This window comes from Parasediminibacterium schistidii (assembly GCF_046546515.1).
GTDB lineage: Bacteria > Bacteroidota > Bacteroidia > Chitinophagales > Chitinophagaceae > Parasediminibacterium.
Genome location: NZ_JBKHKJ010000001.1, coordinates 329,699 through 356,295 on the forward strand (window position 1 = coordinate 329,699; position 26,597 = coordinate 356,295).

The window sequence follows — 26,597 nt, forward strand, 5'->3', positions numbered from 1 at the left end:
TTCAAAAAAAGAAACAGCGTAAAAATCCCACAAAAATGGCAAAACTGAAACTATTTTAATAAAATCAAGAAAAAAAATATATTATTAAAAATATGCAAATATTGTCCCCTTGTCATGTGCCTATTACCTTTTCATTTGGGTAACTTGTTCTGGCCTTTCGGGAGGGGTGCGGTTGGACTGGCTTGATTTTTCAACCCAGATATTGCAGTAGAGATTATTCTGCAAAATTGACAGATTCGTAAATTTGTTAGATGGAACAGGAATACACAGATATGCAAGTAACTGCGTGGGGCGGGATGCAAGAAATGAAGCGCATTATTGATAAAACAGGTATCAATAAGAAACTTCAATCATTAGGTTTGCCCGAAGGCAAGAGCAACAATAAAATTTCGGCTAGTGATACCATTGAAAGTTTCTGGGTAAGTATTTGGATAGGTTGTTTTCGGTTTAGCCATACAGCTGTAGTAAGGCTAGATGAAGTTTTGCGCCAGATATTTGGGTGGGAACGTGTACCCTCAGCAACCACTTATGGGAGGTTTTTCAAGAAGTTCACTCCGTCAATGAACCATGATATATTTATTGAACTGTATAGTTGGTTTTTCGAACAATTGCAATTCGACAATTATACATTGGATGTGGACAGCAGCGTAATAACCCGCCATGGGGAACAAGAAGGGGCTAAAAAAGGCTACAACCCCACCAAGCGTGGGCGCAACAGCCACCATCCCTTGTTTGCCTTTGTCAACGACATAAAAATGGTAGCCAATTGCTGGAACAGGAGTGGCAATACCAATAGCAGCAATAATTGCATCCATTTTTTAGAAGAGACATTTTCCATCTTAAAAAACAAGAAAATAGGGTTGTTCAGGGCCGACAGTGGTTTTTGCAGCGAATCTATTTTAAAGTTTATAGAAGATAAAACAACGGCCTATGTCATGAGCTGTAAGCTATATGCCAATTTACAAAGCACCATTTATGGCATCACTAATTGGCAACCGATAGGCATGGGGATATGGATAACTGAAATTACTTTTAAGCAAGGGGGCTGGAGCAAAGCCAGGAGGATAATCGTAATAAAACAATTGGAAGAGGTGCGCCACAAAACAACAGGCAAAAAGCTGACAAGCCTTTTTAAGCAAGCCGACCTAGACAAAGAAAAAGTATATAAAACAAGGTATCACGCTTTTGTAACCAACCAAACTTTGCCAGCCATAGAAATTTGGGAACAATACAAGCGGCGTGGCGATGCGGAAAACAGAATCAAGGAACTAAAAGAAGACTTTGGTGTACAAGGCTTTTGCATGGATAGTTTTTGTGCCACCGAAACAGCTATGCGCTTTGTAATGATAGCCTATAATTTGATGAGTTTATTTAGGCTATTAACCCTTCAAAAGCAACCCAGCCCTACATTAGCCACATTAAGGTTCAACTGCTTTGCAGTAGGGAGTTGGATAGAAAACAAAGTGCTTAAAATGAGTGTACCACTCAAAAGGAGGCAGTGATATGACAGCCTTTTTTTCCTCATCGAAAACGCTAAACTGCCATTAAGTCTTACTGGATAATTCTACTGCAAAATCTGGGTTCAATAACTAAGCGAAAAACTTTTATGCACCCTGAAATTTATAAATAACATTTATGCACTACATTTGATGCAACAACCCAATTATTACCAAATAACAATTAACCAAATGAAGCATATTACCCTTTTTGCTATTATATTTTTCTTTTTTTCAGTTTGGGGTATTTCCCAGCCAGTTATTAGTTCATTTACGCCGGCATCGGCACCTATTGGTTCTATTCTAACCATTGCAGGCAAGAATTTTGACACTGTGCCAGCTAAGAATATTGTTTTGTTTGGCAGTATAAAAGCTGCCGTGGTGTCTGCTATTACTACTTCCCTTACTGTAAAAGTACCTATGGGTGCAGCTTACCAGCTAATTACCGTATCTGTCAATAATCTGACGGCTTATTCTGCCAATTATTTTTCAGTTTCTTTTAAAAACTGTGGTAGCGGCACTTTTAGTTTTAGCACTTCAGTAGATTCGGTATTTAGCATTCGGAATCAATTTTTTGCAAAAGATTTTGATGGGGATGGTAAACTGGATCTTGCCAATATACTTGGTTCACCTAGTTTCTTACATTTAAAACGTAATACCAGCACGCCCGGCCTTTTTTCTGGTGCAATGGTATTGCAGTACAATGGCGTAGGGAGCAATGCCAGTTATTTAGCTGATGGCGACCTGAATGGGGATGGAAAAACAGATATATTATCCGTTGAAAATGACACCATTTCTATTTTAAAAAATGAAAGCAGCGCAGGCAATATCGCTTTTACAAAAAGCAGTTTTGTAACCGCTACAACTGCTGAAATGGCTGCAATAGGCGATTTAGATGGTGATGGCAAACCCGATTTGGTTATAGCCAAGGGTTATGACACTGGTTTTATCATTTATAAAAACAGTGGCAGTGCAGGCAGTATAAGCTTTGCGTCGGGGAAACAATTTGGCATAGGGGGAATGATTACAGCTATTACGATTGCTGACATAGATGGGGATGGAAAGCCAGATATAATCCTAAGTAAACTAAGCATTTCAACTTCGCAGTCAACACAATTGTCTGAAATTGTAATTTATAAGAACACTAGTGTTGGTAATAGTATATCTTTTTCAACACCTGTTTCTTTTTCATCAAGCTTGGGCTTGGGTGGTTCGGGAACATTTTATCCTACCACTACGGTAAAAATCCTTGTTGGCGACATGGATGGCGATGGTAAAAAAGATATAGTAATTCATGGGGGGGGTGTTTTTTTTGAAACGGGGTTTAATGGGGTATATATATTAAAAAATATAAGTACTACCAAAAATATTCTTTTCAATTCCCCAACCTCTAACTATAACAACACTTCTTTAAATGCTAACGGAGCAAATGATTTTTCTATTGATGATGTGGACGGTGACGGCAAGCTTGATATAGTATTTTCCTATTCTATTACAGATACTGTTTTGCCAACAAGTTATTATTTTGGTGCGTATTTAAGTAGTGCTGGTTATTATTCGGCAGCTACTTCTGGTGGCACACGCGTTCAAATTGCTGACATGGATAGCGATGGTAAGCCCGATATTATTGTTGGCTCCCAAATATTTTTCAATAACTGTGTATTGCCATTAACCTTGTTGAACTTTAGTGCCAAACCAGTGGGTAAACAGGTAAATGTTTCATGGCAAACCACACAGGAAGTAAATACAGCATCTTTTATTGTTGAGAAAAGCGGTGCCAACAATCAGTTTAAAACTATTGATACTGTAGCAGCAAAGGTGAATAATACAGGAACCAATCGTTATTCATTTACAGATGCTAACCCAGAAAGTGGTGTAAGCTATTATCGCTTAAAAATGATGGATAAAGACGGTAAGTTTACTTATAGCAATAGTGTTTCGGTGCAATTGGAGAATGTAGTAGAAGAATTCGGTGTTTACCCCAACCCCACAGGCGGCTTACTACATATACACCAAGTAAGCCCAGCAGTAGAAAAACAATTAGTTCAAATAACAGACATGCAAGGCAAGATAGTGCGCCAACAAACAATAATTACTCAACAAAGCAACAATACTTTTGCAATTGATGTTTCAGCCCTTGCTAAAGGTTCTTACCTGATTAAAATGCTAGGAAGCAAACAAAAGAAAGCCATTTTTATTAAGGATTAATATTGTAGTTATTTACTCCCCAGGTAGTCCAAACCTAGATTTCGTTAAGCAGGCACAATGTGATTAGTAGTTGACCGTTCAAAGACGATGCCTTAGGGATAAAGGTGAGCTGTGATGGACTCTGTAACCACTAGCACCTCAAAACTATTCAGCGAGTTTGAAGATATGTTCCTGATGAGCATGTTGTTTATATTGACAGGGAAAATTAGTTTCAAAAATGAATGTCCGCTATTATCGGCAAAAGATATCAGGGAAATCATTTCAATAACATAAGCCCAAAACAAGATATATATGAAATTAAGTACCAGTACGAAATTATCTTACTACTATTATTTGTCCGAAATTCATTAAATACAATAGCAAATTATGAGTTTGCGAGGAAGAAATAGCAATAAGTTAATTAAGGCTTCATACTTATGATAGAAAGGCATCGAAAAAGACAAGCGGATATTGACAAATGCTATCGAAAAACTTAGCTTACTGGGGAACACTAAAGTTTGTTAAACCCGGATTTTGCAGTTGACTTCGTTATGAGAGTTAAAGTAGAATTAGTATGGTAATATATTTAAGTTGCCTCAATTGAATAATTTAATCTTTACAAAGAGCTAGTTGAGGTTATTTATTAACCACAAAACGGGTATAAAATTCCCCATAAAACAAAAAATAACAATACGTCTGCTTGTAACTTTAAATGTATATTCCAACGCAATCCATAAAAAGGCTAACAAAAACCTTATACCAATGCTTGAATTAATGTGCAAGCCACAAAATAACATTTATCCCACTTTTCCCAAAAATTAAATAGGGCATTTGGCATTATAAATGCAACATCATGTAGTAGATACTTTAAGCCATGCACTTGCAATGCTTTAAAAAATTAGGCACGATAAGAAATAACTGTGGATTGAAATAAGTATGGCTACCAAAGGTTTTTACCAACCTTAATATTTTATACTATGGCGCAACGGAACAAAATTATCTTACTATTTATTTGCATGGCAAGCATTTTTTCAACTGGCAGCAGTGCTGGCATAACCCCGCCTCCAGATACGGCTACTACACAAAAAATGCTACATTATATACTAGCCCCTTTAAATAAAACGCAAGTGCCACGAGGTTTCCTGCAGGAATATGGCTGCCCCATTTTTCCCTTGGGTACTTTTAATGGCAAGCTAAGTGATAGCAACAAAATAGACATTAACCTTTGGCGTACATTGTATTTCCAACTGCAAACAAGCTATTGTGGCACATCGCACAACCCTTTGCCAGATATTAAGGATGTAAATAAAGCCTTTGCTAGGGTTACAAATGAGTCATTACCCATCCCCCTGCCTATTTTAATTGGCAATTACAGCAAAATAAAAGCAGATGCTTTCCGTAAAAAACTGCTGGTATATGACAGCGTAAAAATGCAGGTGCATGATGCTGAAGCATCAAAAGAAAGCCCATACGAAATACGTGATTTATTTATAGGCTGCCCCAGCAAAGCGTACAGCAAAACAAGCTGGGTATCCTTCGTGTGCGATTCCAGCACATTTTGGAACACATCGGGCAAGAATGTATATGTAATGGCCATCGATTTTGGCGATGGCAGGGGTTTTAGGACAATAACGCTGGGTGTGCCCATGGTTGTAAACTACAACAAAGCCGGTAGGGCAAAATGGACTATCAAAGCCATCATGACCGATAGCACCATACTACAATGTTATAGTTCGTTTTATGTTTCTACAGCCGCAGCCGTGCTGAATGGCCAGCGTGGGCTTGATTTGCAAATGGAGGGTATAAAACCAGCTTGGGGCAATGTTAGCTACACAAACCCCACTACGCATCAGCCATACAATGCGCAAGTATATATAAAGTACAGCCGTAAAAATACCGATAGCACGTTGAGGAAGCCATTGATTATAGCGGAGGGTTTTGATGCAAGCAGTATTGCCCCGCTTCTACAACCCAATTATGCTTTTAAAGATTTCATTAAGTTGTTAAAAGAACCAACCGGGTTCGATTTATTTGGCAGGATAAATGATGCAGCCGCTTATGACATGGTTTATGTGGATTTTGAAGATGGCACTGCCGATATTTCCATGAATGCAAAATTGATTGAAGAAGTGATAAGGCGTGTAAACCAGAACAAAGTAGCCGACAAAAAAGCAACAACCAAGCAGGAAAACATTGTGATGGGCATGGGTATGGGCGGCCTGTGTGCTAGGTACGGTTTGGCCGAAATGACCAAGAACAAGGAAAACACAGAAACCCGTTTGCTGATAACCCACGATAGCCCACATCATGGGCTGAACTTGCCGCTTGGGCTACAGTTTTTGGTACAAATGATGGATAATATTAATTTTTTTGGCTATTACCTGCACGATATTTACCCAGAGTACAACGAAGCAATCAATATATTAAAAACGCCTGCCATGGTGCAAATGCTGGTTTACCGTGCTAGTGGCGCACAGAAGTACAACAAGAACAGCTTTTTAGATGGCGCATACAAAAGCATGGTAACATTTAGCCCTACCGATTCGCAGCCCACCTACCGTTTCATTGCCACCAGCCTAGGCAATGAATGTGGCAATGCTGTGTTTACACCTGGTACAGCTTTTATTAACCAGCAAGTGGATGGAAAGGGAAAAGAAGGTAACAAGACATTGTTCTTCTCCACACCCATCGCCAATAGTTATTTGCTAACCGACATTGAAGCATTTTCTATACCTAAAAAAGATACAATAGCCAAAATTGCGCATATACACGCCCGCAACCAGTATAAATTATTTGGATTTATTAATATTAATAAGGATTTATATGACGTGTCAGTAGTAATAGCAGCAAAAAACTTCATGGCTATTGATGGCGTAGCTGGCTCTACTATTAATTTGCATGCTTTTCCAGACGAGTATATATCTACGCCTCAACCTAATTTCAATTTAAACCCTGAGTTCCCTTTGTTTCAGGTATTGAGCAGTTATGCGTACCCCAACAGAAAAGGCACGTCTGCATCTTTCACCTACATACCCACTGCCAGTGCATTGGATGTTAGCCCCATGTCGGCAGCAACATTCTCAGAGAAATATGTAAATGGCATCAACCAGCATTTCCCTTCCTCCAGCGAAACATTTATAGCACAGGAAACCAATAATTCACGCGGCACAACCAATAACGTACATGCTACATTCACGGCAAGGAATGCCGAATGGCTGTACAATGAAATGGAAAACAAGCCTAATTTGTTAAATTGCCCGTACAATGGAGACTGTGCCAACAATTATTATATACTAGGCGATACGTTGTTTTGCAAAGAAGCTAATTTTATCATTCCAGGTTTGCCCCGTGGGTCAACCGTTAAATGGTCAGTAACAGGTTTTGAAGATGGTGCAGCAACCATAATACCCCAAGGAGTAAATAAAGTAAAAATAACCAAGAAAAAAGACGGGTATGTAGCGTTGCACGCTGTTATCAGCAAAGCATGTAAAGTGGGGAATGGAAGTACTTCTGCCGTTTCGAAATCTGTTTATTGCGGCCTCCCTAAAATTATACCTATCAACAGCATTGCTTTTAAAAGCTCTGGCCCCATGAACCCACCTATCATGGACAAAAAAAGAAATATCCCAGTCTATAGCCCAAGAACATCCGATACTGTTTATAGCAATATGCGTTTTGTAGGTTCGGCTGCAATATTATGGGCAGACCCTTATGTGTTAAATGGCCCCCCAGCACGGGTAATAACCAAAGATGCACAAACCAATTGTTACCAGTTTTTCGGTGCCAACCAGCTGGTAGAGCTAAACCTAATGGCACAAAACCAATGTGGCTATGCCCAAACTTATTTTCAATTTGTGCCTAAGGGTAGGTGGTAGTACATTGGGTTTAAAATGTATGCCCTCACGCACACTTATTATAAAGCGAAGATTTGAAATACACCCTAAAATATTTCACTTGCAATTAGAACTCCTGCACTAGTTATTAAGCTTAACAAAAAGTTATAAAGCACTTCTTACCCCACAAAAAAAGCTACCGTTTGTAACGGTAGCTTTTTTTATTCAAAAACAAAAAAGATAGTATTAAAACCCTTTGGTAGCCACGCCATCGGCTATTGCTTGCAATGCTTTGGCTTCGCCCAAGATTGCGGCCATTTTATTGCCTTTTCCATCATGACCACCGGCCATATAACCACCTTTTGCAGTTTTTGTAATCACTGCATCTTGCATTGGCACATTCTTCTCTTTTGTCTTTAAGCAATATGCTTTAATCATTTTACTTGTGTCCATTGTATTTGATTTAATGCCTTAGTATTAATAAATATTCAATAAGGCAAGGTTTAAAAAAAAGTTTATAAAGCACAAACTACTATAATATTTTTAAAACTAATAAAAGTGTGGAAAAAAATTAATTCACATCATTTTATGATATAAAAACAACTTTCAAAATGTGTGCCTCAATTGTGGTTTCGAGCGATAGATTTTTCCATTCAAAACTTAAAATTCAAAATTTAAAATTCCCCTAAACATCTATCCGTGCGTATTTTGCATGGGTTTCTATAAAGTCCCTGCGGGGTGCAACATCGTCGCCCATCAGCATACTGAATACACGATCTGCCTCTGCTGCGCTTTCAATGGTTACCCTTTTCAATGTCCTGCGGGCAGGATCCATGGTGGTTTCCCACAATTGCTCTGCGTTCATTTCACCCAAGCCTTTGTAACGCTGTATGCCCACGCTATCGTCTTTGCCGCCGCCTATTTTCTCAACCAACGCCTTGCGTTGCTCTTCATTATAAGCATAAGCTTGTTCTTTTCCTTTTTTTACTAGGTACAAAGGTGGTTGCGCTATATATACATAACCTTGCTCTACCAATTCTTTCATATACCTAAATATAAAAGTAAGTATAAGCGTGGCAATGTGGCTGCCATCCACGTCGGCATCGGTCATTATTACCAGCTTGTGGTAGCGGAGTTTGGTAATGTTTAATGCTTTGGCATCGTCCACTATTCCCACGGTTACCCCAAGGGCAGTGTACATGTTCCTGATTTCCTCGTTCTCATAAATCTTATGCTCCATGGCTTTTTCCACGTTCAGGATTTTACCCCTCAATGGCAAAATAGCTTGGTAGCTCCTGTCCCTGCCTTGCTTGGCAGTACCACCAGCCGAGTCCCCTTCCACCAAGTACAGCTCGCACCTTTTAGGGTCTCTCTCGCTGCAATCGGCCAGCTTGCCTGGCAGGCCGCCGCCACTCAACACCGTTTTGCGCTGTACCAACTCACGCGCTTTTTTAGCAGCCATACGTGCCTGGGCTGCCAATATTACTTTGTTAATTACGTTCTTTGCTTCTTTCGGATTTTCTTCCAAATAGGCTTGCAGCACTTTGGCCACGGTGGTTTCTACCACGCCGCTTACATCGCTATTGCCGAGCTTGGTTTTGGTTTGGCCTTCAAACTGCGGTTCTGGCACTTTTACGGAAATGATGGCGCTTAGGCCTTCCCTGAAATCATCCCCTTCTACTTCTACCTTGGCACGTTCAAACATCCCTTCCTTGTCGCCATAGCTTTTGAAAACCCTTGTCAATGCCCTCCTAAAGCCAGTAACGTGCGTGCCGCCTTCTATGGTATTGATATTGTTTACATAACTAAATATATGCTCCTTAAAGTCGTTGTTGTAAGTAAGGGCTACTTCTACTGCTACATTGCTTGCTTCGTCATGCCCATCAACGCTTAATGTTTTAGCTATCAACGAAGTGCGGTTGGCGTTCCTGTCCAGCATTTCCACAAATTCTACTATGCCGCCTTCGCTGTAAAAGAAAATGGAGTAGTTGCTACCATCTTCGTTTTTCTCCCTTTCGTCTGTAAGGGTAATGCTGATTCGCCTGTTGAGGTAAGACAATTCACGCAAACGCCCTTCCAGTATTTCTTTTTTATAAATTGTTTCCTGAAAAATGCTAGCATCGGGCCAGAAACGGACTGTTGTACCCGTCCTTTCACTAACGCCTATTTCACGAACCGGGTAAGCTGGAACACCGCAATGGTATTCTTGCTCAAATATTTTGCCTTCCCTTTCTACCTTGGCGTGCAAAGTGGTACTTAGTGCATTCACGCAACTTACGCCCACACCATGCAAACCACCAGAAACCTTGTAGGTGTTTTTATCGAACTTTCCACCTGCGTGCAACACTGTCATTACAATTTCCAATGCACTTTTTTGCTCCTTGGTGTTGATGCCCGTGGGTATGCCACGGCCATCGTCCATCACGGTTATGCTGTTGTCTTCATGTATGGTAACGTAAATATTTTTGCAATAGCCCGCCAATGCCTCATCTATAGAGTTATCTACCACCTCATAAACCAAGTGGTGCAAGCCTTTTACGCCAATATCGCCAATATACATGGCCGGCCTTTTACGCACAGCTTCCAACCCTTCTAAAACCTGGATACTGTCTGCTCCATAATTTTTTTCCTGGGCAGCATTGCTGGCTTCTTGTGCCTTCAAATCTTCACTCATATTTTTTGTTGGTTACTTCTTTTATAAAAGCGGTCAAAGATACTGTATTTACAGGTTTTTCAGCGTATTTTAACCACATGATTTCCACAATGAGATAGGGAGGTGATAGGCAAGTAGAGGAAGAGGGTAAAGAAAGATTTCCATGGTTAAAATCGTTGTACATGAAGGTGGTTATATTAACATATCACCCAATTGAACTTCTAGAGATCATAGACACGAGTAAAGCTTTGAAACAATTGGATTCTATCTAACCCAAATAGTATCCTTTGTTATATCAGGCCATAAATTAGTTGTACCTACAAATAAGTAATACTCTTTAGTACCTTCAAGTATGGTTGTTGTACACACTAAGGTTTCTTTTAATCGTTTGGAAATAGAATCTGGCACATTTGGCATATCATCCAAAAGCCTAGTCTCGTAAGTACAGCTATCAATCCATTTAATATAAAACCTAGTAGCTATTTTAGTAGTCATATCAAACTCGGTTTCTATAGAGTCATTTCTATTAGATAAATAGCTGCCTGTATTATATATAGAATGACTATGGTAATAGAAATTACCTGTTCTGTATCTACTGCAATTATTAAATTTAACAGAAAAAGAATAGGATGCAGTAATTATAAAGACAAATAGAACCAAATTCTTTTTCATTGATGTTTTTTTATACAAATCTATCTATTCTATTTATCATCTAGGTAGCTCTACCAGCACTATCAGCAACTGGCAAATGGTCTTTGACCTGAACCTATACTTCATTTAACTAGCAACATTAAACGAGTATGTACCAAGTTTATCTTTTTGAAAGCAGGGAAAGGCTAAGAACAGGACAGGAGGCCTGCTCAAGTTAGTAGTAGATTTTATGTGATGCAGCCGGGTTTTAGCAAGTAATTTTGGCATTAGCTTTCTATCTGATCAGTTCGTTTTTTTGGTAAAGCATACCCTATCATTGCAAATATTCCAAAAACGATATGAGCGAAAAATAAAAGAATAAAGAAATCCTTTATATTAGTATTTAATGGGTTATGATAGATTTTAAGCGTAATATACCATCCGATTATACCAAATATTCCAGTTATTGCCCCAAGGAACATTCCCGACTGCAAGTTTGGTTTTAATTTATTATTATCCCATAATTTCATATAGATTATAACAAAACTAAATCCAATAATATAATGCAGACACCATGCGAAGTATGGTGCACATTGTTTAGCAGTTGGTAAAAGGTCTTTAATAAAGATAGCCATAATTTCAGGTTCCCGAAAATTCTCGCTCATTAATTCCGAAACTAAATAACTAAAGATAGTCATTGCCGATGTGGCAAGAATGCCCATAGATAAAACTTTTTTAAATTCCTGAGTATTCATTTCTATTCAATAATTACTTCACTTTTCATTGGGTTACTAAAATATTTCCAAGTAAAAATTATTGGAAGAGCTTTTATAGTTATGGAAAAAGCATTGATTAGATATATCTGAGGGTATACGCCAAAATACACGCATATAGAAGAATCAATAATCACCCAAACGCTGAATGCAACCACAATAGCATTTCTTGACCATCGTTGCTTCTCCTTGAAAGGGTAACGGGCAATAAAGGCCAATAAAATATAACAGCAGGTGATTGTTCCGCCCAAAGGGCCATAAATAAAAGCACGAAAGCGTTCAGCCCCAGAGGGAAATTGAGGGCTGTTCCAAAAAATCATGGCAAGCATTTTATTGTATGGAATGAATAATAAATTATTTCCATACAAGGCAAAAACAATACCGTAGAAGGCAAAAAGTACACTACTATAGAAAAGCCACTTTTGCCAAAATAAAAAATGATTATTGTTAAAATTATTTTCCATGGGAGTGTAAATTTAAGTTGCTAATAACCTGCAATTGTTACAGGATTTTTTAAAAACGTTACATCATTCACACATTTTAAAAATATCATAGTGTTGATTTGGAACCCCACTCTGCAAGGCTTGTAGCATTGCAGTCATATTTTATTTCTTCTAGCAACAAAAACACAATATCAAGTAATCAATCCCAATAAGCCCAACTCGCGAAAATGTTCTGCAAAGCAGGTCACTTGTTCAGATCTCAGCTGAACCACTAGTATTTTCAGCCAAATAGCAAATACCTGCTCACATAAGGCAAGCCTAGCTATTAAGCCGATACTGTGCATGACTTCAAATATTAACAACACCTACTCTACTTTTGAATCAGATGATTTTGTAAACGCACCAAAGAAGGGTTAGCGTTTTCTTTTCTTGACAGCATTATTAGCGGTACTGTTTCCTTAACATTATCTATAGGAATGAATTTCAATTTCAAATTGTAACCCGATTGTGTATTTTGGGGCAGTAAAGAAATACCAAATCCGCTTTCTACTAACCGTAAAACAGAATTTAATTGAGAAGCATGGTGCAAAATATGCGGTGTAAACCCAGCATTAGAGCATAAAACTAAAAAACTGTCAAAAATAGTGGGGCCGCACTCCCTTGTAAAAGTGATAAAGTTTTCATTGATCAATTCCTTCATCGCTATTTTCTTTTTTTCTGCTAGATGATGTTTTAAAGGCACCACCGCTACAAAAGCCTCATTCAATATTAGTTCTTCTTGTAAGTTTTCGGGGTGCAGCCATGTTCTAACAAAAGCAACATCCAATGTCCCGTTGTTTAGCCCATGAAGCAATGTGTTATTAGGTTGTTCCTCAAACTGTAAATGAATGTGTGGGAAGTTTTTAGTGAATGTTGATAACAACATGGGAAGTTCAGTGTGCATTACAGCACCAACATAGCCAATCTTTATGGTTCCAGTTTCACCTTTTCCATGAATCAATAAACGCTTCTTTACCGCTTCCATTTGCAAAATCATTTGCTTAGCATCTTGCAATAATAATAACCCAGCAGAAGTAAGTATCACACTTCGTTTTGTACGCTCAAAAAGCAATACACCCAAATCGCTTTCAATTTGCTGTATCATTCTGCTCAAAGGCGGTTGCGAAATATGCAATCTTTCAGCAGCTCTGCCAAAATGCAATTCTTCTGCCAAAACCAAAAAATAATTCAAGTGCCGCAAGTCCATAATTATACCTTTTAAGTATTACTAATTGACAAAAATAGCATTTGTGGTATTACAATTTACTTTCTTACTTTGTATTTCATTAAACTCAATATTAAAATATGAAAACAATTTTATTCACTTATCTATTAATCAATTCAATTAGTACTATGGCACAGCATAAAAATTTTGACACAGAACTTCCTTTTAGCAAATCGGTTTTGGCAAATGATTTCCTATTTATATCGGGGCAAGTTGGCATTGATAATACTACGGGCAAATTGGTAAATAACAGTTTTGAAGCCGAAACAAATCAAGTAATGAAGAATATTAGTTTATTGCTTAGCAACGAAGGGGCAACATTTGCAGATTTAGTTAATGTAACAATTTATCTAAAAAATATGGATAATTATCCACTCACCAATAAGATATATACAACTTATTTCACTGGCATTTTACCTGCCAGGGTTTGTATAGCCGTTGCTGACTTGCCAGCAAAAGCCAATATTGAAATTTCAGCTACTGCAAAAATTGTAAAAAAACAATCAGAGATAAATAAAGAAACGATTAAAAAGTTTTTAGAAACTGTACGCACAGGTAAAGCACCCGCAGAGGCAAAATTATTTATGGCAGACACAGTGCTTGCACACCAAGTTAACGTTGAGGAACAGACAACAGTAAAACGCACACCAGAAAATTATACCTACCATGTAAAAGAGTTTCTTAAAATGTATGGTAATTTTAGTTTTGAGATTACCGAACTACTTGCAGAAGGCGACAAAGTATATGCAAGGTGGATACAAAAAGGCAAACATTTAGCCGATATAGACGGTTATGCCCCAACAGGTAAACCAATAAATGAAATAGCCAGTGCAATTTACCGCCTTGAAAATAATAAAATAGTAGAGTATTGGATTCAGATTGACAGATATGGCTTTGAAAAGCAATTGCAGGAAAATAAAAAATAGCTGGAAACATCCTTTGATTGACAGATCTTCCCCGCTCTGCAAGTCTTGTAAACTTGCAGTCCTACTTTGTAGCTTGTAGCAACAAAAACGATACAATAAGCAATCAATACCAATAAGCCCCACTCGCACAAATGTTCTGCAAATCAGGTCACTTGGTCTACTCGGCACAGTCTCTCCACTATGTTGTTGTGTTGGCAGACATTCTGCTTCATCCCAGTAGCTAAGGGGTAGCCGAAGGCTGGGTAGTTTTTAATATTTACCCCTCTCCTATTTTTCGTGCCCATGTGGACAATCAAACAATAAAACCAAAAAATCATTCAAAACACCCCAAAAAACCACCCCACTAAACAGCTAAAATCACCCAAAAAAAGCTCCCAAACATAGTTTTTCATGACTATTAATGGCGCTATTAGCTACTTTAAAAGTACTCCTTACCCCTAATTTCTTTTCAACTTAAGCAGACAATACAATCATCCAGCAAATCCAACCAATCCCATAAATTCAGGTTCAGACTTAGAATCAACTATTCTGTAGGCATTCAAATTTCCGCTCAACTACTATTTCCATTCGACAACTCGATTTGGTAACTTTCCAAAAGTTGCCAAATCTTACAGATAAAAAGCGAAAAAATTTCATGACCCCAATTTCAGAAATCAACAAAATAGTTATAATTTTGTCTTGAATTAGCAGTTCTACAATTTACCTTCAATAAAGTAGTTAAGTAAGTAGCAATTCCATATTCAGAAAACTACCAACAAGACTTATAATTATTTTGTTCAATATTAAAATAGTATATTTTTCCACAAAACAACATCAACATTTTTCACCCTAAAATCAATCTCAATCAAAGTAAAATCCAAATTGATCCAACATAAATCACCATTCAGTCACCATTAAATCACCATCAATCCCCGTAAGAAGATACATAAAAAAGCCTATTTTTCATCCTAATTCAGCCCTATATAATTGATAATCAATCTATTACAGACAATAAGGCTTAACATTAAAAAGGTCTACTTTTTTTGAAAACCAAAAAATCAATCAAAAGGAAACCCAAAATATGTCAATTCTAAAACTATTTTATTAAAAAACATCACAAAAATATATACACTAATTTCCCATTTTAACGGTTGAAATAACTAACTTACTTCTTATGCCTTATGCCTTACTACTTACTACTTACTACTTACTACTTACCACTTACCACTTACTACTTACTACTTACTACTTACTACTTACTACACTTACCACTTACCACTGAACACTGACAACTTACCACTGACCACTAATCAATTATCTTTACCCCATGCAATCCCCACAACGCTATATTGCCCACATGGACCTTGACAGCTTCTTCGTAAGCGTAGAGGTACTCAACGACCCTAGCCTCAAAGGCAAGGCGGTGATTGTTGGCGGCAGCAGGGAAAGAGGAGTGGTAAGCACATGCAGCTACGAAGCAAGGAAGTTTGGTGTACACAGTGCCATGCCCATGAAAAAGGCGCTGCAACTATGCCCCCATGCCATTTTAGCCAGAGGTACAAGGGGTGAATACAGCCGTTATTCCCGCTGGGTAACAGATATTATTGCCGCCAAAGCACCATTGTTTGAAAAAGCCAGCATCGATGAATTTTATATTGACCTTACGGGGATGGATAAATATTTCGACCCCTACCAATGGGCAATAGCCTTACGGGAAGAAATTATTGAAAAAACCCAATTGCCTATTTCTTTTGGCTTGGCTACCAATAAAATGATTGCCAAAATAGCCACCGATATGGCCAAACCCAATGGCTACCTCTTTGTGCAACCCGGCATGGAACAGACATTTCTGGCACCAATGCCTGTAAATAAATTTTCGGGGGTAGGTGAGCATACCCATAATGCGCTGAAAGAAATGGGCATCTTTTTTATTGGGGACATTTTGAAGTTCAACATCAACGACTTAGAGAAAAAACTAGGCAAATGGGGCGTTGATTTATATGCCAAGGCGCAAGGCATGCACCATGGTACAGTACATAGTTACCACGAAGCAAAATCTATTTCTACCGAGAATACTTTTCAGGAGAATTCGGCAGATATGGAATTCTTGTTGCGTGAACTGGTGCGCATGACAGAAAGAGTTGGTTATGAACTGCGGCAAGACCAAAAACTCACAGGCTGCATAGCCATTAAAATACGCTACCCAGATTTTGAAACTACCTCCCGGCAAACAACCATCAATTTCACCTTTAGCGACGATGAATTGATTCCCGCTGCCATCAGCCTATTCCACCAATTATACCGCAAGGGCAAGCCTGTACGCCTGCTTGGGGTGCGCCTTAGCGAACTGACCAATCACGCCTTGCAGGGCAGTTTGTTTGATAACCCTGAAAAGAAACTGAACCTATACAAGGCAATAGATGATGTAAAGAATAAATATGGGAAAACGGCTTTGCAGAAGGCAAGGGTGGTGAAGAAGGGTAGCATTTAGCACCTAAGTTCAAAAAGATTAACTTAGCAGTTGCCACTCACTATTTCCTACTTTTCTTGTACCGTGCCAATACATCTACCACTTGTGGGTTTTGCAATACAGAAGCATTTACGTCCAAAAATCTTTTTAAGAACTTTGGTGCTTTTTCCATGCCTGCCTCTAGCTGAAGCAAGGCTTCTTTTTGTTTGCCCGCCAAAAAAAGCGCTGCACTATAATAAAAGGTGAAAACAGGCTTGTTTACCGTTTTTTCCATGGCCAGCAGGCACTGATCGCAGGCTTCTTCAAAATAGCCAGCTTCTAGCAGGCAGCGTATCAATGCTTCCCAGCCTGCCGTTTTCTTGGGGCGGGTACGCACCACGTTGCCAAAATATTGCAATGCCTCCTTTATCTTTTTCAGCCTCAGCATACATTCCCCCATGGCTAGGCTATACTCGGGAATATTGCGGTGTATGTGCATGGCATTTCCCAAGTGCCTGGCAGCGGGCTGCCATTGTTTTTCCAGCATGTAGGTTACTGCCACTTTATATTGCAGCCTGCTGTCGTCTGGGTTTAGGTGAGCTGCCTTTTTATAGTTAGACCTTGCTTTTAGGTAGTTGCCCATCCTGTGGTAGCAATGGCCTATTGCTTCAAAAATTACATCTTCTGGTCGGCTCAGCTCTAGCACTTTTTCCAATGCCTCGATGGCTTCTTTATATTGCCGCAGGCGCAAGTAGGCATCGCCCATGTTGCGGTAGGCGTAGTCGAATTTTTCTTCTATTACAATGGCATATTGATAGGCATCTATTGCCTTCTCGTACAATTTCAACCCTTGGTAAGCGGCAGCAAGGTTGAACCAAGCAATTTCATTATAAGGAAATTCGTCTATTATGCCTTGGTGCAGCTTGATGCTTTCCTCGTTGCGGCCAGTGAAATCTGTCCAGAAACAAATCTTGTACAATGCTTCCTCGCTGTTGGGTTCTTCTTCCAAAATCAATTTTAGGCAATCGAATACCTTGTCAAACTCCTCATAATCGTCATATACATCCGTAAGTTCAAATAGAAGCTCCAGCCTATCTTCCCCATCAAACCTTAGCAAGGCTTTTTCTAATAGCTCCACAGCTTTGTGTTGCTGCCCTAATGCAAGGAAGGCATCTGTTTTTAATATAACTAGGTCAATATTTGCATTGTCGTACAGCTCCGCAATTTCTAAAACAGTAAGGGCTACATCATAGTTGCGGGTAGCAAGCAATAGGTCTGCTTTGCGTATCATTAACTGGCTGGAATATGGGAACTGTTCCAGCCCCGTCTCGGCAGCAAGGAGGGCTTCTGCCAAGTCGTCTTTTTCATCATAATAATCTATGATACGATCAAAATCGTCTTCCTCAATAAAGGAATGGCTCCGCCCAACTTTCAGGTTGCCGTATTGCCTTAGTAGTTCTTTTAATTCTTCTTTGCCCTCGTCGTAAGAATGTTCCCTCATCATATTTCAATAGGTTTATTAAATGTAGGGTAAAAAGCAATATATAAGCCAAATATATTTTGTTTCTTTTATTAACGTGTGTTGATAAAGGATAGTTTCCTCATCCAAAAAATAAATAAAAATGCTCCCTTTTTAATGTTAAAACAATGATTATGCCGAAAAAATTGCTTTTTACCGAAAAACTTTGGCATTTAATTAAGAAACTCCCTTACATTTGTATCGATGAATTGTCAAAAGCAAATAAAAAAATTATCGATTGCCCTGCTTTTTGTGCTAGGGATGAATATTGCTTTTGCGTCTATTAGCTTTACTGGCATTAGCGACGACAAATTGAAGAATTCCAAATTCTCATTAAGAAACTTAAATAGCTTTCATCATACTTTTTCTTTAAGCATGCTCAAAAGTAGCCTTCGTTACAAATATTCTGATATTTTAAGGCAAGAAACTAATCCCGCTGGCATCACAGAAATTAACTCCATGATGCGCTATGAGCGTGGCAACACCACTTTTATCATGCCATATAAGTACAAGATAAAAGTGCCAAAATTCAAGACACCTTTTGCTCCTACTTTTTAGTATTATTTTAAAATTTGTGTTTTAGATTTTAAAAATAAAAGCTTTTTGTACTCAGGTACATTACCAAAAAACAATTTCCTACATTTACTTTCATGTGCCTGTAACCCAATTCTAAAGTTTCACAGTCCCCATTCTTTCTATCTTCTCTTTGTCTAACTTATATAGTTTATATGTTAATGTAATAAGTTTTACACTTTTCTGGCTGAATGTAGTATTTGCCCAATTGTATGTCTGTATTGCTTCATTCTTGCCATTTGCACCAAAGTAAACAATCTATCTATATGCTTGTTGTTACTTTTGAACCAAATTAAAACAAGATGGCAACTAAAAAAAAGGTTATTGTAGTGGGCGGGGGTTTTGCAGGCATACAGCTAGTAAGGAACTTAGACGAGGATTTGTTTGATGTATTGCTGATAGACAAGCTAAACCACCACCAGTTCCAGCCATTGTTTTACCAAGTAGCCACCTCGCAAATAGAACCTTCCAGTATTTCCTTTCCCCTCCGCAATATTTTCAATAATAAAAAGAACGTACAGATAAGGCTTACCGAAGTAGTAAGTGTAGATTCTATAAATAATAGCATTACTACTTCCATTGGAGATTTCCATTATGATTACCTTGTTTTGGCCATGGGCTGCAAAACGAATTTTTTTGGCAATGCCAATATTGCCAGCAATGCATTTACGCTAAAAACCACTTACGAATCCATTACCGTCCGCAACCATATTTTGCAAATATTCGAGCGTATTATTTCTGCCAATGAGGAGGAAAAAGAAGCATTGCTCAATTTAGTAATTGTGGGTGCAGGCCCTACTGGTGTGGAGCTTTGTGGCTCTTTTGCAGAAATAAAAAAGAATATATTACCGAAAGATTACCCCGGCATTGATTTTTCTACCTTTAAAATTACCCTTGTAGAAGGCAGCAAAAACACGCTGAACAATATGAGCGATGTAGCCAAAGCGGCATCAAGGGCATATTTGACCAAAATGGGCGTGCATATCCTTACAGAAACGGTGGTGAAAGACTACAACGGCCATGTACTGGAACTGAAAAACGGCAATACCATCAAGACCAAAACGGTTATATGGGCAGCAGGCGTTACGCCTAATACGATAGCAGGTTTACCCGCCATTGTTTACGCACCCAACAACCGTTGCAAGGTTGACAGGCTAAACAAATTAATTGGCAGCGAGAACATTTTTGCCATTGGCGATATTGCCCTGATGGAAACGCCCAAATACCCCAAGGGCCACCCTCAATTGGCAAACGTGGCTATTAACCAAGCAAAGAACCTTGCAAAAAACCTTGCCAAGATAAACACTGGCAAAACCACCAAGGAATTTGAATACCGTGATTTAGGCTCCATGGCTACCATTGGCACCAACAAAGCCGTGGTTGACTTGCCGTTCGTGCAGTTTAAAGGCTATTTTGCTTGGTTGATATGGATGTTCCTACATTTGATGCTGATACTAAGCGTAAAAAACAAGCTGATTATTTTCATAAACTGGGCTTGGGCATACATAACTAAGGATTCATCGTTGCGGTTGATTTTGGTGGATGGGAAGAAGAAAGCAGTGGCATAATCCAAATTTATATAACTTGCTGAAAAACGAAAATAATGCCTAAGAAAATAATCTTCAAGCACCTCTTGGCCATCCGGTGGATGCACTGGATTAATTTTCCCGTGCTCACCATTATGATATGGAGCGGGATGTTGATTTATTGGGCAAACGATGTGTATGAAGTAAAAATTGGCAACAAGCAGTTGCTCATGTTTTTCCCAAATGGATTTTACAAATTTTTTAATATCCCCCACCGGCTAGCCGAGGGCATGGCTTACCATTTTGTGTTCATGTGGTTGTTTTTTATTAATGGGCTGCTATATGTGCTGTACACTATTTTTTCTGGCGAGTGGCGGTATCTGTTGCCTAATAGGCATAGTTTTAAGGAAAGCATACAAGTAGTACTATACGATTTTCACCTGAGCAAGGTAAAACCACCCCAGGCTAAATACAATGCTGCACAACGTATTGCTTATTCCATGATTATCGTGATGGGGTTTGGCAGCATCCTTACGGGATTGGCTATTTACAAGCCTGTGCAGCTAAGCTGGGTTACGGCAGTTTGTGGGGGTTATGCGGCTGCAAGGGTGGAGCATTTTGTATTAACGGTGGGCTATGTGCTTTTTTTCTTTATACATATTGTGCAAGTGATACTGGCCGGGTGGAACAATTTCAGGGCTATGGTAGCCGGTTTTGAAATAGTTGAAAAATGATTTTTTGCCATAGGCAGAAAGTAATGTTGTAGAAATAGGCTTCCCATTATGGGTGCATTTCAAAACTTCGCTTTTTTTTATTTAGAAGGCTCTTCAATAAGTGATTTTGAAAGACCCACCCCCTAACCCCCTTCGAGGAGGGGAACGCGAAGAACTAAGCGAAGAACAGGGCGGTAATCTTAAAGGGTTAAGGGTTAGGTGGCAAAACGTTCCCCTCCTCGGAGGGGTTAGGGGATGGCTTTAGCTATTTAAGGGTAATGCAATCAGCGAAGTTTTGAAATGCCTTTTCTTCTTTGTGCCCCTTTGAGTTTTAGTGCCTTTGTGGCTATTTTAAATATAAAATTAAACCATGAAAGAAATAATTGTTGATGATAAAAATGCAAGGCAGTATAAACGTAGGTCGTTGATTGCCTTTGTAGTGTTTTTTGTAATGATTGGCGTGGCTTATGCTAGTTGGGCATGGCTTCAGCACCAGCCAAATGTGGATGGCGCAAAAGCCCCGCTGCGCAAGGGTTTGGAAGTGAATGAAAGCCTGTTTAGCAAATTATTTAGCAAAGACAAGTTGGCAAAGGAATACCCAGTATCCGCTGCTTCTAAAACGCCCCGTGTAAACGGCGACCTAGGCTTGGCGGACAGTACTTTTGATGCTGCCAAATGGAAATTGCATGTCATTAAAAGCAAAGGCGATACGCTGCTGATTACCCTAGACGAACTAAAGAAACTGCCCAAACAGGATATTATTTTTGATTTTAAATGTATAGAAGGCTGGAACCAAGTAACCCACTGGGGCGGCGTTCGGTTTAGCGATTTCATGAAAAAATACCAGCTTGCCCCAGAGCAGGCCATGCAGTATGTAGGAATGGTAACCCCCGATAGCAAATATTATGTGGGCATAGACATGAAGAGTATGCTACAGCCCCAAACCATCCTCAGTTACGAAATGAATGGGGCTTCGCTGCCCATGAACCAAGGCTATCCGCTTCGGTTGATTATCCCTGTGAAATATGGCGTGAAGCATATAAAACGGATAGGCACTATTTCTTTTGCCAATACAAAGCCAAGGGATTACTGGGCAGAGAAAGGGTATGATTATTATACGGGGCATTAGGGGTTATATTTTGTTTATTCCCTAATGTTTTTATTAACTTTGGTTTAATCGTGTAAATAAAAAGTAATGGGAACAAGTAATATAAAAATTTATGACTTCGCTAGGGCTCAATTGAAACTTAGCGAAAGTGATGCAAGGAAATTTATAGAAACAATGGAAGATGTTGTGGCAGCAAAAACAAAAGCAGCAACAAGCTGCTACAAAAAAATAAACTGATAAATTGATTCATGTATGGAAAGGATAGTAATTGAGGTGGATGATAACCTTGCAAAAGCATGGCAGCAATCTACAGATACCAAAAGGAAAGCTTTTGGCAATAAAATAAATATGGCACTTGCAAAAGAGTTTATTGGCGATTCTACACAGGAATACTTGGCTTTTTTGAAGCAATTGAGATTGGAAATGAAACAGAAAGGATTAACCCAAGCAGAATTAGACAAGATACTGAACGATGAATAAAAGATTTGTTGTTGTGGACACCAATTGTTTCATTAGTGCTAACCTTTTTGAGAATTCAAACACAGCGCTGGCATTTGATAAAGCCTTAAGAATAGGTAGGATTGCACTTTCTGCTAGCATCTTAGCAGAATATACGGAAGTACTTTACAGGAAGAAACTGGATAAATACCTTACAGAAACTAAAAGGAAAGCAGCGTTGAGGTTACTAGTTAAAAATGCTGTTATTTTCAATATAACTGAAACAATTAATGATTGCCGGGATCCAAAGGACAATATGTTTTTAGAATTGGCTGTTGCATGTGATGCCGCTTGCATCATAACTGGGGATAATGACTTGCTTGTTTTAAACCCATTTCGTGGCATTCCTGTGATTAATGCCGATGATTTTCTCAAAAAATCCTAATAGCTACACGCTGGGCCAGATGTTAGCGAAGCGCACCCCGCCCCACATATCAATGAAATTTCCCAATTCTTTTTATTACTAACTACCACACATCAATAGCACATTTTAAAACTCAATCGTAATTTCTGTACCCTTGTTTACCTCGCTTTGCATGGCAATGGTGCCGCCTAGCTTTTCTACCTGTGTTTTTACCATATACAGCCCCATGCCCCTGCCTTCGGTATGCGAATGGAAGCGTTTGTATAGGCCAAAAACATGCTGGCCTTGTTTTTCCATGTCTATGCCTAGCCCATTGTCTTTAAAGGTTAGGCTTGTTTTGTTGCCAATTTTATTGCTGGTGATGGCTATTACCAGCCCAGTATTGGGCTGCCTGTATTTAATACTATTAGATATAAGGTTGAAAAAAATACTGTGCAGGTAACTTTTTATTGTTTCAATGGCATCAACCTTGGCAAAATCACCTATTACCCTTATTTCTTCTTTTTCTATAATACTGCCAATACTAAAAATTACCTCTTCCAATAACCTTTTAAATACTACGGGTTCTTTTGCCTCAAATGCATCTCCCCTTACTTGAAGTACAAGGTTTAAATCTTTAATTACTTCGTCAAGTTTTTCTGCTGATTCTGCCAAGAACCCCCTCATTTTCGTTTCTTTTTCTGGAGCCATCTGGTTAGATAACAAGGCATTGGTAATGCCAATGATATTAGATACGGGTGAGCGGAGGTTGTGCGAAACAATATATGAAAACTGTTCTAGGTCTTTATTGCGGCTAATGATGTCTTTGATTGTTTTTTCCTGTATTAGTGCTGCATTTTTTCGTTCGGTAATATCCCGTGTAAAGGCACAGTTAAACTCCTTGTCGCCATGTTTAATGTAATTGGCCCTTATTTCCACTGGTATCAGCCTGCCGTCTTTTGTTTGCTGCATTATTTCAAAAAAAAGCGAACCTTCGTTCTTAAGCTCCTCAAAATGTGCTTGCCATTGTACAATATCATAGTTGGGTACTATATCAGGGACAGTAAGTTGTAGCATTTCCTCTTTTGTATAGCCCAGCATAGCACAAGCCGCTTCATTTGCATTAAAAATAGTTGCCTCTGGTGTCATCCAAAAAACACCATCACCTGTATTATCTAATGCAAATTGGGTGAGCAGCATGGTTTCTTCGGCTAGCTTCCGTTCTGTTATGTCCTGCACAATGCCATAGAGGCGGATAGGGTTGCCATTGTTGTCAAAATCGAAACGGTATTCTGTGGTACAGTATCTTATACCGCCATCTTTCCCAAAAAAGCGGAAATCAAAAGTTGAACCTTGCAGGGTAACAAAAGATTTTTCCACATTAGCGGTTGCAAAAGCCACATCATCGGGGTGTATGATGGAGTAAAACAATGTTATCGACCCTTTCAATTTATTGTCAAGCCCAAACATATTGTACATCCCTTCAGACCAAATATGCTTATGGCTGATCATGTCTATCTCCCAACTGCCCATAAGGGCAATGGCTTGCGCCATCCTTAAACCCGCCTCGCTTTGAAAAAGGTTTTCTTCCGCTAGCTTTCTTTCCGAAATATCTTGGTGCGACACTACCACAAGCGACTCTTCGCTGTCAAACTTAATTACCCTCATGCCAAACCAACGTTTCATGTCGGGGGAATGGCAGGGGTATTCCAGATAGAAAGCGGGGCTTTTATCTGCCAATACATCCTTCATCCCTTCCATTACTTCGGCAGCTATTGTATCTCCAGATTGGGCAGCATTGAAGCATACTTTAAAATAATTGCTGCCTTCGCCTGTTTCTATCTGTGTGCCGCCATTGTCTAATGCAAAGTTTTTCCAAGTTTCGTTTACAGTTAATATTTTCCCTGTGTTATCAACCAAGGCAATATGCGAACTGAGCGAATTGAGAACACCCCGGTTAAAGGACTCGCTCTTTTTAAGCAAATTATCTCTTTTTTTCCTATCCGTAATATCGTGTGAATGGCAAGCAGCCCCAACTATGCTATCCCCTACACGGATAGGGTAAAACGAAATTTCAGCCCAAGCCTCAACCGGCAGGGCAGTATATTCAATAGCATTGAAGTTTTCCCCGGCAAAAGCACGGTCATAATATTTTGTAAACTTGGCCAGCTGTTCCTTTACTATTTTTTTTGGAAGCTCAGCACAGGTTTCTTCAATGGGGATGCCCGAATTTAGGCTTATCATTTCGCTAAACCGATCATTACAAGTAATCAGGTTAAAATTTCTGTCCACACTCCACATTAAATCGTTGGTATTGTTGATTAATGCGTACAAATTATTACGGTCAAATTCATGTTTTTCCTCGGCTATTTTTTTATCGGATATATCCCTGAAATTGGCAACCAGCGCATTTACGCTTGGGTCCAGCAGCATGTTGGTAATGGTTACGTCGTACCAAACCCAATTGCCATTATTGTGCAGCAGCCGCTGTTGGTTATTGGTAGATGCACCCGGGTTTTGCAAAATATTGTCCCTTTTTTGCAAATACGCTACAATATCATCAGGATGGATAAAATTGGCGGTTAAGGCTTTAGGGAAATCTTCCAACGTATAACCAAATACTTTTTTAATGGAAGGTCTTATATATAGTATTTCCCCAGCTGGCGAGGAGAGGGTAATCATGTCGGTTGTATTTTCGATCAATGCACGGAAATGCTTTTCATTTTGTATGGTAATGTCCAGGAATCTTTTCCGTTCTTTTTCCGCCAGCTTTTTTTCCATTGCGTTCAGCACGCTGGTGGACAACCGCTGCAACTTTCCTTTCAAAATATAGTCATAAGCTCCTTTTTTCATTACAGATACAGCAAACTCTTCTGACATGGCTCCCGTTATAAGGATAAAAGGGGTTTTCTCACTTCGTTGTTGTACTATTTCGAGTGCTTCAACAGAATCGAAATGGGGCAGGTTGTGATCAGATAAAATAATGTCGGGCAAGAAATTGCTCAGGGCATTTTCAAAATCTGCTTTATTAGCAACTACTCGTTTTTCAAACAGTATCCCTCCTTGCCTCAAAGATCGATCTACCAATTCGGCATCGAAAGGGGTATCTTCCAGGTGGAGTATTTTTATGGCAAGCGTATGTATGTTTTTCATTTAATAGGGTATTGATTGTGCAGCAGCCAGTATAGGCCCACTTCGGAAACCGCTTTCATAAACCCATCGAAGTCAACAGGCTTTACTATGTAGCTATTTGCGCCCAACTCATACGATTTTTCTATATCTGGGTTTTCTTTGGAAGAGGTAAGTACTACCACAGGTATATTTTTGGTGAGCGGGTCTGATTTTATTACTTTAAGTACTTCTAACCCATCTACTTTGGGCATTTTTAAATCAAGCAGTATTACTTTGGGTTTGTGGCTTATGTCCCGTCCTTCAAACTCACCTTTGCCAAACAAGAAATCAATAGCGCTGGCACCGTCTTTCAGGTGTATGAGCGTATTGAGAATTTTGTTTTTCGATAAAGCCCGCTTGGTTAGTTCGGCATCGTTCATGTTGTCTTCTACCAATAGTATTTCTACTTCTGTACTCGTATTCATGGCAAGTGTTTAAGCTAAAATGATTGGGGGCAAAAGGTCTTCGTTTTGCCCCTCTCCTTTGGAGAGGGGTTGGGGTGAGGTCTCGCTT

At 39.1% G+C, this 26,597-nt stretch carries 22 protein-coding genes; 13 read left to right on the forward strand and 9 right to left on the reverse strand.

Annotated features, from left to right (window positions below; translation table 11 throughout):
* Positions 1 to 251 precede the first annotated feature (251 nt).
* The 4 genes from ACHFIY_RS01195 (at position 252) to ACHFIY_RS01210 (ending at position 7,558) form a co-directional block, all read left to right on the forward strand.
* Positions 252 to 1,502: an IS1380 family transposase gene (locus tag ACHFIY_RS01195; protein ID WP_410844208.1), complete on the forward strand. Its 1,251-nt coding sequence runs from the start codon at positions 252 to 254 to the stop codon at positions 1,500 to 1,502.
* Between the two features lie 186 nt (positions 1,503 to 1,688).
* Positions 1,689 to 3,704, forward strand: a complete 2,016-nt coding sequence (locus ACHFIY_RS01200; protein ID WP_410844209.1) for an FG-GAP-like repeat-containing protein — start codon at positions 1,689 to 1,691, stop codon at positions 3,702 to 3,704.
* A gap of 114 nt (positions 3,705 to 3,818) precedes the next feature.
* Positions 3,819 to 3,977: a hypothetical protein gene (locus tag ACHFIY_RS01205; protein ID WP_410844210.1), complete on the forward strand. Its 159-nt coding sequence runs from the start codon at positions 3,819 to 3,821 to the stop codon at positions 3,975 to 3,977.
* 722 nt (positions 3,978 to 4,699) lie between these two features.
* Positions 4,700 to 7,558: a hypothetical protein gene (locus tag ACHFIY_RS01210; RefSeq protein WP_410844211.1), complete on the forward strand. Its 2,859-nt coding sequence runs from the start codon at positions 4,700 to 4,702 to the stop codon at positions 7,556 to 7,558.
* Between the two features lie 204 nt (positions 7,559 to 7,762).
* Here ACHFIY_RS01210 and ACHFIY_RS01215 read toward each other — a convergent pair whose 3' ends face one another.
* The 6 genes from ACHFIY_RS01215 to ACHFIY_RS01240 all read right to left on the reverse strand — a co-directional run bounded on the left by ACHFIY_RS01215 (position 7,763) and on the right by ACHFIY_RS01240 (position 13,261).
* Positions 7,763 to 7,969, reverse strand: coding sequence for a hypothetical protein (locus tag ACHFIY_RS01215; protein ID WP_410844212.1), 207 nt, complete (start codon positions 7,967 to 7,969; stop codon positions 7,763 to 7,765).
* Positions 7,970 to 8,201: 232 nt separating this feature from the next.
* The gene (gyrB, locus tag ACHFIY_RS01220) at positions 8,202 to 10,190 is read right to left on the reverse strand and encodes a DNA topoisomerase (ATP-hydrolyzing) subunit B (protein WP_410844213.1); all 1,989 of its coding nucleotides are present in this window, start codon (positions 10,188 to 10,190) and stop codon (positions 8,202 to 8,204) included.
* Between the two features lie 243 nt (positions 10,191 to 10,433).
* Positions 10,434 to 10,841 carry a hypothetical protein gene (locus tag ACHFIY_RS01225; protein WP_410844214.1) on the reverse strand — a complete coding sequence of 136 codons (408 nt, stop codon included), beginning with the start codon at positions 10,839 to 10,841 and terminating at the stop codon, positions 10,434 to 10,436.
* Between the two features lie 245 nt (positions 10,842 to 11,086).
* Positions 11,087 to 11,554 carry a hypothetical protein gene (locus ACHFIY_RS01230; protein ID WP_410844215.1) on the reverse strand — a complete coding sequence of 156 codons (468 nt, stop codon included), beginning with the start codon at positions 11,552 to 11,554 and terminating at the stop codon, positions 11,087 to 11,089.
* Between the two features lie 2 nt (positions 11,555 to 11,556).
* On the reverse strand, positions 11,557 to 12,036 hold the full coding sequence (locus tag ACHFIY_RS01235; protein ID WP_410844216.1) for a hypothetical protein: 480 nt from the start codon (positions 12,034 to 12,036) through the stop codon (positions 11,557 to 11,559).
* 349 nt (positions 12,037 to 12,385) lie between these two features.
* Positions 12,386 to 13,261 carry a LysR substrate-binding domain-containing protein gene (locus ACHFIY_RS01240; RefSeq protein ID WP_489685632.1) on the reverse strand — a complete coding sequence of 292 codons (876 nt, stop codon included), beginning with the start codon at positions 13,259 to 13,261 and terminating at the stop codon, positions 12,386 to 12,388.
* 98 nt (positions 13,262 to 13,359) lie between these two features.
* Between ACHFIY_RS01240 and ACHFIY_RS01245 the strand changes: the two genes are divergently transcribed.
* Positions 13,360 to 14,205, forward strand: coding sequence for a Rid family hydrolase (locus ACHFIY_RS01245; RefSeq protein ID WP_410844218.1), 846 nt, complete (start codon positions 13,360 to 13,362; stop codon positions 14,203 to 14,205).
* Positions 14,206 to 15,511: 1,306 nt separating this feature from the next.
* Positions 15,512 to 16,675, forward strand: coding sequence for a DNA polymerase IV (dinB, locus tag ACHFIY_RS01250; protein WP_410844219.1), 1,164 nt, complete (start codon positions 15,512 to 15,514; stop codon positions 16,673 to 16,675).
* A gap of 40 nt (positions 16,676 to 16,715) precedes the next feature.
* Here dinB and ACHFIY_RS01255 read toward each other — a convergent pair whose 3' ends face one another.
* Positions 16,716 to 18,137, reverse strand: coding sequence for a tetratricopeptide repeat protein (locus ACHFIY_RS01255; protein ID WP_410844220.1), 1,422 nt, complete (start codon positions 18,135 to 18,137; stop codon positions 16,716 to 16,718).
* Positions 18,138 to 18,356: 219 nt separating this feature from the next.
* Here ACHFIY_RS01255 and ACHFIY_RS01260 point away from each other — a divergent pair, with 219 nt between their 5' ends.
* The 7 genes from ACHFIY_RS01260 to ACHFIY_RS01290 all read left to right on the forward strand — a co-directional run bounded on the left by ACHFIY_RS01260 (position 18,357) and on the right by ACHFIY_RS01290 (position 22,955).
* Positions 18,357 to 18,710 carry a hypothetical protein gene (locus ACHFIY_RS01260; protein ID WP_410844221.1) on the forward strand — a complete coding sequence of 118 codons (354 nt, stop codon included), beginning with the start codon at positions 18,357 to 18,359 and terminating at the stop codon, positions 18,708 to 18,710.
* Between the two features lie 317 nt (positions 18,711 to 19,027).
* Positions 19,028 to 20,293 carry an NAD(P)/FAD-dependent oxidoreductase gene (locus ACHFIY_RS01265; protein WP_410844222.1) on the forward strand — a complete coding sequence of 422 codons (1,266 nt, stop codon included), beginning with the start codon at positions 19,028 to 19,030 and terminating at the stop codon, positions 20,291 to 20,293.
* Between the two features lie 35 nt (positions 20,294 to 20,328).
* On the forward strand, positions 20,329 to 20,985 hold the full coding sequence (locus tag ACHFIY_RS01270; RefSeq protein WP_410844223.1) for a cytochrome b/b6 domain-containing protein: 657 nt from the start codon (positions 20,329 to 20,331) through the stop codon (positions 20,983 to 20,985).
* A 349-nt stretch (positions 20,986 to 21,334) separates the two neighbouring features.
* Positions 21,335 to 22,093, forward strand: coding sequence for a molybdopterin-dependent oxidoreductase (locus tag ACHFIY_RS01275; RefSeq protein WP_410844224.1), 759 nt, complete (start codon positions 21,335 to 21,337; stop codon positions 22,091 to 22,093).
* Positions 22,094 to 22,159: 66 nt separating this feature from the next.
* On the forward strand, positions 22,160 to 22,309 hold the full coding sequence (locus ACHFIY_RS01280; protein WP_410844225.1) for a hypothetical protein: 150 nt from the start codon (positions 22,160 to 22,162) through the stop codon (positions 22,307 to 22,309).
* A gap of 15 nt (positions 22,310 to 22,324) precedes the next feature.
* Positions 22,325 to 22,552: a hypothetical protein gene (locus tag ACHFIY_RS01285; protein WP_410844226.1), complete on the forward strand. Its 228-nt coding sequence runs from the start codon at positions 22,325 to 22,327 to the stop codon at positions 22,550 to 22,552.
* Entirely contained in the window at positions 22,545 to 22,955 is a 411-nt protein-coding gene (locus tag ACHFIY_RS01290) for a putative toxin-antitoxin system toxin component, PIN family (RefSeq protein ID WP_410844227.1), read from the forward strand. The genes ACHFIY_RS01285 and ACHFIY_RS01290 overlap by 8 nt, the downstream gene beginning before the upstream one ends.
* Positions 22,956 to 23,060: 105 nt before the next feature.
* On the opposite strand, the gene ACHFIY_RS01295 is transcribed toward ACHFIY_RS01290, so the two are convergent.
* Together ACHFIY_RS01295 and ACHFIY_RS01300 are read right to left on the reverse strand one after the other, a co-directional pair.
* A complete protein-coding gene (locus ACHFIY_RS01295) occupies positions 23,061 to 26,066 on the reverse strand; it encodes a PAS domain S-box protein (protein ID WP_410844228.1) in 3,006 nt (1,001 codons plus the stop codon).
* The gene (locus ACHFIY_RS01300; RefSeq protein WP_410844229.1) at positions 26,063 to 26,509 is read right to left on the reverse strand and encodes a response regulator; all 447 of its coding nucleotides are present in this window, start codon (positions 26,507 to 26,509) and stop codon (positions 26,063 to 26,065) included. Before ACHFIY_RS01300 ends, ACHFIY_RS01295 begins: the two co-directional genes overlap by 4 nt.
* Between the last annotated feature and the right edge of the window lie 88 nt (positions 26,510 to 26,597).